General features: G+C 42.2%; 10 protein-coding genes and 1 pseudogene. 4 read left to right on the top strand and 7 right to left on the bottom strand.

The genetic code is table 11. The features are described from left to right. Positions 1 to 19: 19 nt before the first annotated feature. Complete coding sequence (glgD, locus tag DW904_RS02850; protein WP_118577983.1) at positions 20 to 1,138, bottom strand: glucose-1-phosphate adenylyltransferase subunit GlgD; 1,119 nt, start codon at positions 1,136 to 1,138, stop codon at positions 20 to 22. Then, positions 1,135 to 2,412, bottom strand: a complete 1,278-nt coding sequence (locus DW904_RS02855; RefSeq protein ID WP_118577984.1) for a glucose-1-phosphate adenylyltransferase — start codon at positions 2,410 to 2,412, stop codon at positions 1,135 to 1,137. The genes glgD and DW904_RS02855 overlap by 4 nt, the downstream gene beginning before the upstream one ends. 577 nt (positions 2,413 to 2,989) lie before the next feature. Between DW904_RS02855 and murC the strand changes: the two are divergent. The 4 genes and pseudogenes from murC (at position 2,990) to DW904_RS02875 (ending at position 8,303) form a co-directional block, all read left to right on the top strand. After that, a pseudogene (gene murC / locus DW904_RS02860) lies at positions 2,990 to 4,368 on the top strand (UDP-N-acetylmuramate--L-alanine ligase). Between the two features lie 519 nt (positions 4,369 to 4,887). Then, the gene (locus tag DW904_RS02865) at positions 4,888 to 6,072 is read left to right on the top strand and encodes a DnaD domain protein (protein WP_243110277.1); all 1,185 of its coding nucleotides are present in this window, start codon (positions 4,888 to 4,890) and stop codon (positions 6,070 to 6,072) included. A 65-nt stretch (positions 6,073 to 6,137) separates the two neighbouring features. Continuing rightward, the gene (locus DW904_RS02870) at positions 6,138 to 7,124 is read left to right on the top strand and encodes an ATP-binding protein (protein ID WP_118577985.1); all 987 of its coding nucleotides are present in this window, start codon (positions 6,138 to 6,140) and stop codon (positions 7,122 to 7,124) included. A gap of 3 nt (positions 7,125 to 7,127) precedes the next feature. Further along, complete coding sequence (locus DW904_RS02875) at positions 7,128 to 8,303, top strand: ribose-phosphate pyrophosphokinase (RefSeq protein WP_118577986.1); 1,176 nt, start codon at positions 7,128 to 7,130, stop codon at positions 8,301 to 8,303. A gap of 125 nt (positions 8,304 to 8,428) precedes the next feature. Here the strand turns inward: DW904_RS02875 and DW904_RS02880 are convergent, their stop codons facing one another. The 5 genes from DW904_RS02880 to DW904_RS02900 all read right to left on the bottom strand — a co-directional run bounded on the left by DW904_RS02880 (position 8,429) and on the right by DW904_RS02900 (position 14,188). Continuing rightward, a complete protein-coding gene (locus DW904_RS02880; protein ID WP_118577987.1) occupies positions 8,429 to 9,280 on the bottom strand; it encodes a hypothetical protein in 852 nt (283 codons plus the stop codon). Further along, positions 9,223 to 9,936: a hypothetical protein gene (locus tag DW904_RS02885; protein ID WP_118577988.1), complete on the bottom strand. Its 714-nt coding sequence runs from the start codon at positions 9,934 to 9,936 to the stop codon at positions 9,223 to 9,225. The genes DW904_RS02880 and DW904_RS02885 overlap by 58 nt, the downstream gene beginning before the upstream one ends. Positions 9,937 to 10,010: 74 nt before the next feature. After that, on the bottom strand, positions 10,011 to 11,069 hold the full coding sequence (locus DW904_RS02890; RefSeq protein ID WP_118577989.1) for a DNA repair exonuclease: 1,059 nt from the start codon (positions 11,067 to 11,069) through the stop codon (positions 10,011 to 10,013). 14 nt (positions 11,070 to 11,083) lie between these two features. Then, positions 11,084 to 12,475 (bottom strand): asparagine--tRNA ligase, encoded by a 1,392-nt coding sequence (gene asnS, locus DW904_RS02895; RefSeq protein ID WP_118578103.1) that lies wholly within the window; start codon positions 12,473 to 12,475, stop codon positions 11,084 to 11,086. 204 nt (positions 12,476 to 12,679) lie between these two features. Further along, entirely contained in the window at positions 12,680 to 14,188 is a 1,509-nt protein-coding gene (locus DW904_RS02900) for an InlB B-repeat-containing protein (protein WP_173773067.1), read from the bottom strand. Between the last annotated feature and the right edge of the window lie 57 nt (positions 14,189 to 14,245).

The following is a 14,245-nucleotide window of genomic DNA, read 5'->3' on the forward strand; positions in this document are numbered from 1 at the left end:
CGCTTTAAGTCTTATTATATTACAAGCTATATCTATCATTATTCTCCACAACGATCTCTACTTCTCCATCACCGCTGTAGTACGAATTTGCCCGGATGGTTCCCCGGCTTTCAACGATACAATTCTCGATATGTGTATTATCCCCCAGATATACATCATTCAAAATTACGGAATTTTTAATTACGCAATTATTTCCAACATAAACATCTTTAAACAGGACAGAATTCTCAACCACTCCGTTTACAATACATCCACTGGAAATCAGAGAATTCTTAACATCTGCGCCAGGATTGTATTTAGCCGGTGGAAGATCATCAATCTTGGTCTTAACTGCTGGCTCCTGTTTGAAGAAGTAGTTACGGATCTCCGGTTTCAGGAAATCCATGTTGGTCTTATAGTAAGATTCAACAGTGGAAATATTGCTCCAGTAGCTGTCGATCTTATATCCATAGATTCTCTTCAGATTCTTATAACGGATCAGAATATCTTTTACAAAGTCATTTCGACCTTCCTGTGCAGCCTTCTCAATCAGTTCGATCAGCTGTCTTCTTCGGATCACATAAATACCTGTAGAAATAGTATTATATGGGGAAACCATTGGCTTCTCCTCAAATTCCTCAATCCTGCAGTCCTCATTCATGCGAAGGACACCGAAACGCTCAACCTCGGAAGGATCCGGACATGTAGTGCATACAACGGTAATGTCAGCGCGTTTCGCAATGTGATATTCCAGAACCTTGTTATAGTCCATCTTGTACACGCAGTCACCGGATGCGATGACAACATATGGCTCATGACTGTTCTTCAGGAAATTGAGATTCTGATAAATAGCATCTGCAGTTCCCTGATACCAGAAACCGTTTTCTTTGGTGATAGTAGGAGTAAATACGAAAAGACCGCCCTGCTTTCTTCCGAAATCCCACCATTTGGAGGAGCTTAAATGCTCATTCAGGGAACGTGCATTGTACTGAGTCAGTACAGCTACTTTCTGAATGCGGGAGTTCGCCATATTACTCAGGGCAAAATCTATGCTTCTGTAGCTTCCGGCAATAGGCATTGCTGCAATTGCCCTTTTGTCTGATAATTCTCTCATGCGGTTATTGTTACCGCCGGCTAAAATAATTCCGATTGCTCTCATGCTTTGTCACCGTCCTTTGTTGCAATTACCTGTCCGCTTTCCAGAATGCCATCCGGATAATCTGCCTGGGTGGTCACACCGGAAATCGCCGTGTTCTTTCCAATCTTAACATTATCCGGAATCACGGAGCCTTCTCCTATGGTCGCAATGCCAAATGCATATACCGCAGGTTTCTTTATATTAGGTGCTTCCTCGCCGCAGCCAAGAACCACATCATTTCCTATGGTTACGTCCTCTGCCACAATTGCCTTTTCCATGTTTACATTCTCACCGATGGTTGTATTCCGCATGATAATGGAATCCCGGATCACACTGCCTTTTCCGATCACAACATTCGATCCGATTACAGAATTATGTACTTCGCCATAGATTTCAGAGCCTTCACCGATGAGACATCTGTCCAGAACGGCCTCTTCTGAAATATACTGCGGCTGGATGATATCCCCCTTGGTGTAAATCTTCCAGAATTCCTCATAAAGATTAAACTCAGGAATAATATCAATCAGTTCCATATTTGCTTCCCAGTAGGAACCAAGAGTTCCAACATCTTTCCAGTAGCCATTGTATTCATAGGCGAAAAGGCGCTGTCCTTTATCCTTGCAATATGGAAGAATATGTTTACCAAAGTCACAACTCTGCTGATCCTTCAGTGCGTAAAGCGCTTCCTTCAGAACCGGCCAGCTGAAAATATAAATTCCCATAGATGCCAGATTGCTGCTTGGATGCTCTGGTTTCTCCTCAAATTCAGTTACACGGAAAGTCTCATCCGTTACCATGATGCCGAAACGGCTGGCTTCCTCAATAGGTACAGGCATACAGGCAATGGTCACATCCGCCTTATTTGCCTTGTGGAAGTCGAGCATAACCTCGTAATCCATCTTATATATATGATCTCCTGAAAGGATAAGCACATAATCGGGATTGTACTGCTCCATATACGCCATATTCTGGAAAATGGCATTGGCTGTTCCTGTGTACCACTCGCTGTTTGTGCTCTTCTCATAAGGTGGAAGTACGGTTACACCGCCTTCAGTTCTGTCCAGATCCCACGGAACACCGATACCGATATGGGTATTCAGTCTCAGAGGCTGATACTGTGTCAGGACTCCAACTGTATCAATTCCGGAATTAATACAGTTACTTAACGGAAAATCAATGATACGATACTTACCTCCAAAAGCTACTGCTGGTTTGGCCACTTTTTCTGTCAGTACCCCAAGTCTGCTGCCTTGGCCGCCGGCTAAGAGCATGGCAATCATTTCTTTTTTAATCATGCTATCACCTCTTGTTGTAGTTATGATTTATCATTATACCATACTTCCTATGTTTAATAAACATATTTTACAAATTATTTGTTGATATTTTATTTTTTTTATCGTTATTGTACATGTTTTTTCGACACAAATAAAACTTCGACCACTATTTTTTATTCATTTTGCACAGTAGTGTCACTGTCCTTTGGGGACTGTCTGAAAAAGGTATTCGGCATGATATGCAGCGCAAAGCGTATTACCGGTCATAGAGTGAACCATAATGGGAATCTTAGTTACTGTTCACTGGTAATGTTCAACGAGGTGTTTTTTGTGAACAAAGTTCACAAAAAACCCGAGAATTGCGGCGCGAAATCATGCTTTGCATGATTTCTGTGCATCGCGAAGCGCGTTACTGTGAATGAAGTAGACAGTAACGAATCTTATATTGGTTACCGACTATCCAAAGAAATACTTTGCAATTTTCACAGTTCGGGGTATAATAAATGAAAGTAATTGTAAAAATTCATAACGATTCAGGAGGCTTTTCCTTCAATGAATATTGAATCGCTTCAAAAATGATTAGCATAAGGAGATTAACATGTATCAGATAGACTTCCATAAACCGCTTCATATCCATTTTATCGGTATTGGCGGAATCAGCATGAGCGGACTTGCTGAGATCCTTCTCGGCGAGGATTTCAAGGTTTCCGGCTCTGATTCCAAAGAAAGCCCGCTTACGGATTCCCTTACCAGGAAAGGTGCACGCATCTTTTACGGACAGCGCGCTTCCAATATTACAGACGATGTAGAACTTGTAGTTTACACTGCAGCCATTCATCCGGATAACCCGGAATATGCCAGTGCAGTGGAAAAAGGCATTCCAATGCTGACCAGAGCCCAGCTTCTTGGTCAGATCATGCGCAACTACGATACCCCAATCGCAGTTTCCGGAACCCATGGCAAGACCACCACTACTTCCATGATCTCCCAGATTCTTCTGGAAGCAGATGCGGATCCGACCATCAGTGTTGGCGGCATTCTTCCTTCTATCGGGGGAAATATCCGAGTAGGTCAGTCCGAAACATTTGTCACAGAAGCCTGTGAGTATACCAACAGCTTTTTAAGCTTTTTCCCGAAGATCAGTGTGATCCTGAACATTGATGCTGACCATCTGGACTTTTTTAAGGATATTGACGACATCCGTCATTCCTTCCGCAGATTTGCCCAGCTGCTTCCCGCAGACGGAGCCCTGATCATTAATGCTGATACGCCGCATTATCAGGATATTATCAAAGACCTTTCATGCAAAATTATTACATATGGTCTGGAGCATGAAGCTCAGTATCAGGCCACAGATATCACTTATGACAAATATGGACATGCATCCTTTACCGTTCTGAAGGATGGCAGAAAGGCCGGCAATTTCTATCTGAAAGTTCCTGGCAGCCACAATGTTTCCAATGCCCTGGCAGCAATTGCTCTGGCTCGGCTTCTTCAGATTCCGGATGATGTCATTGTCAAAGGACTTGGCAGTTTCACAGGAACAGATCGCCGTTTCCAGTATAAAGGCGAAGTAGCAGGCGTTACCATTGTTGATGATTATGCGCATCATCCAACAGAAATCCAGGCTACTTTAAACGCTGCACACAATTATCCACACAAGAAGCTGTGGTGCGTATTCCAGCCTCATACTTACACACGTACCAAGCTCTTCTTCCGGAATTTGCACAGGCTCTTAAGCTTGCCGATCATGTGGTTCTGGCAGACATTTATGCAGCAAGAGAAACAGATAATCTTGGAATCTCTTCCAAGGATCTGCAGGCACGGATCCAGGAGCTTGGTACTCCATGCGAATATTTCCCAACCTTTGATGAGATTGAGAATTTCCTGCTGAATAATTGTGAAGCCGGAGATCTGTTGATCACAATGGGTGCCGGAGATGTTGTTAAAATCGGAGAACAGTTACTTGGAAAATAATTGATTGCAATTTCAGCGGTTGTCATGTCCTTTTAAGACCTGGCATCCGCTGTTTTTGTTTTACCATTTTTATTGTCTCTGATCTGTTTTTCCTGGCAAAACGTGCATACCTTCTCATATCCACGATCACAGACTGTTTTTGCCAAAAATAATTATCCACATTGAAAAAAGCTTGGAAATTCAAGCAATTTAATAGTTATCCACATTATCCACAGGCTTATGCACATTTTTGCACTGGCCTGCATGTGGATTCTTATGTGTATAAAGTGCTTAACATAATACTACGACATAACTCGACAAAAATCACAGTTTTTCTTTAATTTTCCGCATTTTTCGGGTTTCCCATAAACATTATGTGCAACTTGGTTTCCACATTATCCACATTATCCACATAGTAGTCCACACACATTTTGTAAAAATCCCGGCAAAAAATCTCCTATTCTCATTTAAAAAGGGGTGTGCTATAATGCAAACACAATGAACAGTGATGATTCATATTCCCAGATAAGGAGTGTTTCCATGATCAGGTTACATAGTACAGGGCTTAATGATGCCACCATTTTATCCAATATTTTTATCGACCGTTTTATGCCAAAGGCAAATGGAGAATTTGTAAAAGTCTATATTTATCTGCTCCGTATGCTTGGCCGCCCGGAGGAAGCTTTCGGGCTTTCCCAGATGGCAGATTCCCTGTTCTGTACAGAAGGAGATATCCTCCGTGCGCTGAAATACTGGGAGTCTGAGAAGCTGATTACCCTCTTATACGAGGAAGCTGAATTGACAGGAATTACCTTACAGGCACCGTGGAATGAAGCAGATATCCTGGCTACGGTGACTCCCGCAGGTATCTGTAACGCTGGTTCGCTCGGAGATGTGCCTGATGCTTATCACATTTCTGCCCCAGAACCCACAGCCGGCATTCCCAGTGTCCCCACTGATAAACCGTTGCAGACTGATCAGGTCTCCCGCCGCAGCACCGATCTGCCTGTCCCCCCTTCTTTCTCCAAACCACGTTCCGAGACGAAAGCGCTTACCCCGGATCGTGTGAAGGAGCTGAAACAGAATGAAGATATTATCCAGCTTCTTTACATTGCCGAGCAATACCTCGGCAAAACGCTCACCCCCACAGAGACACGCAAGATCCTGTTTTTCTACGACGAGCTGCACATGTCTGTAGATTTGATTGATTATCTGATCGAATACTGTGTGGGACGTGACCACCGCAGCATCCGTTATATCGAGACGGTTGCCATGGCATGGAAGGAGGAAGGAATTACCACAGTTGAAATGGCAAAGGATTCCACCTCCCGCTACAGCAAAGAATATTTTTCTGTTCTGAAAGCGATGGGAATTGCCAACCGCAATCCTTCAGACGCGGAAATTTCGCTGATCAATACCTGGACCAGGGACTATGGTTTTGCCATGGAATTGATTCAGGAAGCCTGCTCACGGACAATTCTGCAGACTGGACAGCCAAGTTTTCCATATGCAGACAAAATTCTGCAGCGCTGGAAGGATAAGAATATCCGCACTTTAGGGGATGTCCGTCTTCAGGATGCCCAGCACCAGAAGCGCAAACTGGAAAAAGCAGTGTCGAAAGCAGACAAGCCGAAATCTGCAACTCCAAACCGCTTTAACAATTTCCATCAGCGTGACTACGATTTTGCTGAATATGAGAAGAAACTGCTTAATAAACCAAATTAAATCCTGGAAACAGATTTTTATTTAAAACACATACGAACATCTTACAACCTGGAAGGAGAATTTACATGCCCTTACAGAATTACCAATACGATACTATAATGCGGGAATACAACCGTCGCCAGGCCCGGAACCGCCGCATACAGGAAGAGCATCTTGCTGAAGCCTATGAGAAAATTCCCCGTCTGCGTGAAATCGACGAGGAAGTAGCTACTTTAAGTGCCAGGAAGGCCCGGGCCCTGATCAGCCGCCAGGAAGTCGGCATTGAAGATCTTCGCAATGATATTGCCCTGCTTTCCCAAGAACGCACTGCATTACTGCTTTCTTCCGGCTATCCTGCTGATTATCTGGAGATGAGCTACACCTGCCCTCTTTGCCAGGATACTGGCTATATCGGCAGCCAGAAATGCTCCTGTTTCAAGAAGGCAGAGATCGAACTTCTGTATACACAGTCAAATTTAAAAGAAATTCTTGAAAAAGAGAACTTTGACCACTTTTCTTTTGACTTTTATTCTGATACAATAACAAATGATTCAACGGGACTCACCGAACGTGAGACTGCATGTCGCGCGTATAAGATGGCGAAGGAATTTGTCGCTGACTTTGACAATTCTTTCCAGAACCTGTTTTTCTACGGCGACACCGGTGTGGGCAAGACCTTTCTTTCCCACTGCATCGCTCACGATCTTCTGGACAGTGCACACTGTGTGCTTTATTTTTCTTCATTCGAGCTTTTTGATTTTCTTGCAGGCTCTGCTTTTTCCAGAGGCAATGACGCTCCCGATGATGAACCGATTTTTGACTGTGACCTGCTGATCATTGATGACCTGGGTACAGAGCTTACCAACAGCTTTGTATCTTCACAGCTTTTCCTGTGTATCAATGAGCGGATCATGCGCAAGAAATCTACGATTATTTCCACAAACCTGAAGCTGGAAGATTTCTCAGCAACTTATTCTGAGAGAACCTTTTCCCGCATCGCCAGCAACTATCAGATGACCAAGCTTGTGGGAAAAGATATCCGCATTCAGAAAATTTTTTTAGGAGGAAAGTAAAGAATGGCACAAGAAGAATTGACTACACTTCCCGTTGGAAGACTGGGATTAGTTCCTTTGGAAAGCTGCAGGAGCCTTGGACAGAAAGTCGACGAATGGCTCGTTAAGTGGCGTAAGGAGCGTGAGCATTCAGAATCAGATTCTTTCGCCTTTGAAGGATACAAAAGAGATTCCTATACAATCAAAGTTCAGAACCCTCGTTTCGGTTCCGGAGAAGGTAAATGTGTGATCACCGAGTCCGTGCGAGGAGATGATGTTTATATTCTTGTAGATGTATGTAACTACAACATCTCATATCCAATTGGCAAATACACCAACCTGATGTCCCCAGATGATCATTATCAGGATCTGAAGCGTGTAATTGCAGCTATTGGAGGAAAGGCCCGCCGCGTGAATGTAATCATGCCATACCTTTATGAGGGTCGTCAGAGCAAGCGTATTGGAAGAGAGTCTCTTGACTGTGCTACTTCCCTTCATGAACTGATAAATATGGGAGTTGAAAATATTATCACTTTCGACGCACATGACCCACAGATTCAGAATGCCACCCCACTTCATGGATTTGAGACTGTTCAGCCTTCTTATCAATTTATCAAGGCTCTTCTTAACCATGAGCAGGGACTTCATATTGACAATGAGCATTTTATGATCATCAGCCCGGATGAGGGCAGCATGAGCCGTGCGATCTATCTTGCAAACATCCTGGGTGTTGATATGGGCATGTATTACAAACGCCTTGACTACTCCAAGAATGTAGGAGGAAGACATCCGATTGCAGCCTATGAGTTCCTTGGTCCAAATGTAGCAGGCAAGGATATGATCCTGATTGATGACATGATCTCTTCTGGTGACACTATCCTGAAGATTGCTTCTCTTCTTAAGGACAGGGGTGCCGGCAGAATTTACCTTTGCTCCACTTTCGGTCTGTTTACAGACAACCTTAAGAAATTCGATGAAGCACATGCTGCTGGCGTGTTTGACAAGCTTCTCACTACCAATATGGTATATCAGTCTGAGGAACTTCTTGCAAAACCATATTACATTTCCTGTGATATGAGCAAATACATTGCACTGATCATTGATACACTGAATCATGATATGTCTGTAAGCCATCTGCTGAATCCAGTTGACAGGATTAAACGCTGTGTAAACAAATATATGGCTCAGTATGAGAAATAAATAAAATAATTTGAGGCTGCCCCTTCCAGGTGTCAGCCTCTTGTTTTGTTATAATTTATTTGAACTGTTCAGTACTTTCACAGTTACAAGCTTCGTGATCACTTAACATTCACTGTAACAGTTTTCTAAAAAATGTCAGCCATATCCTTATTATTGGTAAAAAACAGCACCTGCCTGGGCTGTTTTTTCAGCCACCTGAAAACTACCATAAGCTTATCCTGATTCTTCCCATGGAAAATGTCATCCAAAATAACCGGAAAAACAGTTTCATTCGTGAACAACTCAGCAGCAGCCATCTGAATAGAAAAATACAGCATTTCAATATTTTCCTTTTCCAGATTTTCTGCCAAAACAGTTCCCTCTTCCAGACACAGTTCTAAACTCTGTCCCTCATCTCCATAGAACTCTATATATTTTCCATCTGTAAGTTCCCTGAAAATTTGGGATGCCCGAATCCGAATCTTTCTGCCTTTCTCAAGATAAATACTACGTGACAGCTCTTTAATGGTATCCATAGCCAGGTTCAAGGACTGTGTTTCCAGATCTTCAAAAGTAGGAAGTGACATTTCCAGCTCAAATTCCTGATATTCGCTCTGCAAATTCGTAAAAGCAGTCAGTTTCTCACCGTAAATTCCATCAATATCTTCTTTACTGGATTTCAGCTTTTCCTGCTGTGACTGCAAATACACTTTTTTCTTCTTTAGCTTTACAAACTCCATATGCAGCTTTCTTCGTGCAGTAAGTGTATAAACCATTGCCACAACAGCAGCAATGATGCATACATCCATTCCTATTTTAGACATCTCATCAGTTAACTGAAATCTTCCAACAATACCAATAATTCCCACAATAACGGCCAGAATACCTGCTATCACCATTCCCAGATTCTTTTTCTCTATAGTCTGCAGCTGTTCTTCAATCACAGTGGCTTCTTCTTTCCCTGCTGCCGAATAGATTTTTGCCTGCGCCTGAACCACCTGCCCCTTCTGGTCCCGAGTCCATCCAGGTCATTCTGCAGACTTTCCAGTTTCTCGCTCAGTTTTTCCTGTTCTCTCTGAACTGCTTTCCTGCCACGTTCTTTCTGGGTGAGATATCCCTTGCGCCACATCTTCAGCATCTGCTCCGTTCTTCCAAGATCCACCAGACCATCTCCGCTTTTGCTGAGAACAGCCAGTTTATTCTGTAGTTCCTTTGCCATTTCCCTGGAAGAACTACCGCTAAGTGATTCTACCATAACAGTATTGTCGAACAGGTTCTCACTAAATCCCCCAAGGATCCTCTCGAGGGCTCCATTTTCCCCATTTAAAATTTCTCTGGTATCTTCACAGAACAGCTCACAATTATGGATTCCTGCCCCTGTTTCCCGCGTCAGGCGGTAATCTTTTCCATTGTGCTGAAACCATATAGTTCCACCATATTTTTCCCGGGAAGCTTCAGTTCCTGCTTTTTCATAAATTCCATTCTTTTCCTGCATTTCCTCAGGCACTCCAAAGAACATGCTCTTCACAAAGATAAACACAATGTTCATTTCTGTTTCTTTTAGTCCATAGAGCACATTTACTCCAGAGGTCAGTTCTATGTCTTTTTCCCGAAGCCCACCAAAATTATTTATTAATATGCGTTTAAAAATCATATAACCTTATTCCCTCGCACATACATCTCAATTTTACACTGCAATACATATTTTCTGTTACTATCTGCTTTGTGTCAGCTGGAATGTCTTGTCTCCAACAGTGCCTGCAAACCATAGTACAAGGCCTTATCTTCCACTGTATTTCTGTTTTTTTCCATAAAAAAGCAGATATAATCCCCTATCAAAGTTCCGGCATATTTTTTTTGCAGTTCTTCCAGATCATAAGCAGGTCTGGTCTCATCCAGTACTTCTGTAATATTTCCAAAGGATTTCAGTTTTTCCGGAATCAGAAAAAGCTCTGGTTTTCTTTTCCCTTGAAGAATTACACGATATATATTCAGTCCGCCTTTTTTAAATATCTCATCCTTCAAAGCTTCTTCAATAGATAGCTGGGTGCTTTCTTCATTTACATTGAGAAGAAGCTGACTATAGGTTCGAATAGAAAACGGCACAAATCTGGTTTTCACTTTTCCATTTTCAATCCTTCCCTCAATGTAGCCATGTGCTCCCAGATCATTGCTTTCAATTGGCTCAAGAGCTCCGCTGTAAGCAGCCACATCTCTTATTACGTTCTGGGGAGTATGGAAATGACCCAATGCAATATAATCAAAACCTGCTCCTGCAAGCGCAGCTGTATTTAATGGGCAATGGCTTTCATCACCGCCATGAGCTATAAGAATATGCACTCCATCATTTTTCACAGGGCGTACGCCATCATACAAGGGCTGTCTGATCTGTGAATGTTCATAGCTCATTCCATAAACATATACCCCGAATTGCGTATCTTTCACACAGGTTACCTTCTCTTCCGGAAAAAAAGTCACATTCGGTGCCCAGGCGAAACTTCTGTAAAAAGAATTTTCTTTCAAATAATCCCTTTCTCCAGCCATTAAATATACCCGGGTTTCCGGTATCCCAGAAAATAAATCGTTTACTTCTTTCAATTCATATGGAAGCGGCTGACGATGGAACAAATCTCCGGCTATAAATAACAAATCCACCGGATTTTCGCGGATACCCGCAATAACCCGGCGGAATGTTTCCCAGATTTCATTCTTCCGCTTGTCGCTCCATGGGCAGCCTCTGTCAGGCACTGCACCAAGATGTACATCTGCAAGATGAATAAATCTCATTCTTTTACCTCATTTTATAAATCGCAGTTGTTAACTGTTCTCGGGAATGGAATTACGTCACGGATATTGCCCATTCCTGTGAGATACATTACACAGCGCTCAAATCCAAGACCAAATCCTGAATGACGTGTAGAACCATATTTACGCAAATCAAGATAGAAGTCATAGTCTTCTTCCTTCAGCCCAAGCTCTTCCATACGAGCTTTCAGCTTACCATAGTCATCCTCTCTCTGGCTTCCACCGATAATCTCACCAATTCCAGGAACCAGGCAGTCCATAGCTGCAACGGTCTTGCCATCCTCGTTTGCTTTCATATAGAATGCTTTAATTTCCTTTGGATAGTCTGTAACAAAAATAGGTTTCTTAAAAATCTGTTCTGTCAGATAACGCTCATGTTCTGTCTGCAGATCACATCCCCAGGATACTTTATAATCAAACTTGTCATTATTCTTCTCGAGAAGCTCAATTGCTTCTGTATAGGTAACACGACCGAACTCAGAGTTTGCCACATGATTCAATCTGTCAAGAAGTCCTTTGTCCACAAAAGAATTGAAGAAGTTCATTTCCTCCGGAGCATTCTCAAGAACATATCTGATCACATATTTCAGCATCGCTTCTGCAAGATTCATGTTGTCTTCAAGATCAGCAAATGCACACTCAGGCTCGATCATCCAGAACTCAGCTGCATGACGTGTGGTGTTGGAGTTCTCAGCACGGAAAGTTGGTCCAAATGTATATACATTACGGAATGCCTGTGCAAATGTCTCACAGTTCAACTGACCGCTTACAGTCAGATTTGTCTCCTTGCCAAAGAAATCCTGAGAATAATCAATATTTCCCTTATCATCTGTAGGAATGTTATTCAGATCCATGGTTGTAACCTGGAACATCTCACCTGCACCCTCGCAGTCACTTCCTGTGATCAGCGGAGTGTGTACATAAACAAATCCTCTCTCCTGAAAGAATTTGTGTATTGCATATGCACAGAGGGAACGTACACGGAAAACAGCCTGGAAGGTATTGGTTCTGGAACGAAGATGTGTGATCGTTCTTAAATACTCAAGGCTGTGACGTTTCTTCTGAAGTGGATAATCTGGTGCGGATGTTCCCTCTACAGAAATTTCTGCAGCCTGGATCTCAAATGGCTGTTTCGCCTGTGGAGTCGCTACCAGAGTTCCCTTTACAATAATCGCTGCGCCTACATTCAGTTTGGAAATCTCAGCAAAATTGTCCATTGTATCATGGTAAACGATCTGAAGGGTCTCAAAATATGTTCCATCATGGAGAACAACAAATCCAAAGGTCTTGGAATCACGAACGCTTCGTACCCAGCCGCCTACAGTAATCTCCTGATCCAGGTATTTATCCCGTTCTCTGTAAATCTCTTTTACTGTTGTAAGTTTCATAATTAGTTCCTCTTTCTCCTCATTTTTCCAAACACTCATTTCTCTATAGTATAGACTATTCCTCTTATTCGCGCAAGGATATTTTTCCAGGGAATAAAAGAAGATCCTGTCTGTTAAGCTTCGACACTTTTGGACAAAGATCTTCTCTTCTGTAAGTACTTTTCTATTGCAAAGTTGCCTCATTCTCAGTATTTCTCTAAACGTTTAATGCAATATAAGATAATCCAGACAATACTTAAAAATTCGTTTGTAAGTCTTGGTGGTGTAATGAAGTCCATCATCGTCTGGCAGGTCAACTCCAGTTCCACTAATATTGGTACCATATCCATTCTCCATCAGATAAGAATACGTATCAATATATTCGAAAGTGCTGCCAAGAGCACTACCCACAACAGAATTGAATTTGCGGATTACTTCTTCTTTTCGGATTGCATTCTTACCAAGATATTCGATTGTCTTACTGTTTACCGGATTCACCGACATAAAGAACAGCTTGCAGTTCTTTTTCTGTAAGCTCTCAGCAATCTCCTGATAATAAGAAATATAATCATACATATTTCCAGGATCGTTTACTCCCAGATTAAAAATAACCGCAGTCGGTTTCAGAACGGAATAATTCTCTTCTGCAATAGAAAGAACCGTATTCATTCCCTGAGACTTCAGCCATTCAAGGCCCTTTCCCTCTTCGTATACAAAATCAATATCACGCAGCAGATTCGACTCATAATACCCTGAATTTAAATTTTGCAGCGTTCTCTGCATACGATTGGTACGGGAGTCTCCTACAAAAATAATGTGATTGTACCCCCGGCTGCTGCCATTTCCAATCTTCCAGCTGCTTGCGGATTGCAGAAGCTCTGAAAGAGTCAGGTCTTCCTCAGCGGAACGGTTAAACACAACTGCATACAGCTTTATGTTGCTGTTTACTGTAATAGTATCACCAGCTTCATAACGCGGTGCTGTGCTTTTTCCTAACTGGATATCCCATCCCATAAAGGTGTATCCGGATGCATTTCTTACAGACGGCAATGTATAAGAACTTCCAGATGCTACATTCTCTGTCTTGTAAACGGTTCCATCATTCTTGCACAAAGCCACTGTAAATGTTGTATCTGATTCGTAAACAGCGTATAATTTTATATTTTTTTTGATTCGAATCTTCTGACCCTCTGTATACGCTGCTTGGGAAGCATTCTTTTTAGTACTCCATCCAACTGCCTTATAGCCGCTTTTTTGTGGAAGCTCTGGCAAGGTAAGATATCCGTTTTTTGTAACAGCTTTGTTTAGTTTCTTAAATACTGTACTGGTGCTTCCGGTATTATCATAGAAATAAACTTTATATATACCAACTTTTTTACGCACCGCGTACAGATTTATATTCTTTTTCAGACGTATTTTTTTCCCCGCGGCATATACCGCTTTGGTATCGTTTTTCTGAGTGGACCAGCCAAGATTTTTGTATCCGGTAATTGCAGGAACTGCCGGAAGCTTAATTTTTTTCCCGGCACTTACCTTTATACGCAGCTTGGAATAAGATGTTTTTCCACTTTGATTCCAGAATCTGACAACTACGTTCTTAGTGGCCGCCTGTACAGACTGAACACCACTAATCCCAATTTTTCCATCATTTCTAAATGAAACTCCGAACAAAATCAACATTGTGGCCAACAGAACCCGGAAAATCCTATTTTTTCTTTTTGTTTTATTTTTCATAGGCACTCCTCTGCTTTTTAATGTCTCTCCTGCTTTCATCATCTGCACAGAAAATAA

Origin of the sequence: Ruminococcus sp. AM42-11, assembly GCF_003480145.1 — a bacterium.
GTDB classification, from domain to species: domain Bacteria; phylum Bacillota; class Clostridia; order Lachnospirales; family Lachnospiraceae; genus Blautia_A; species Blautia_A faecis.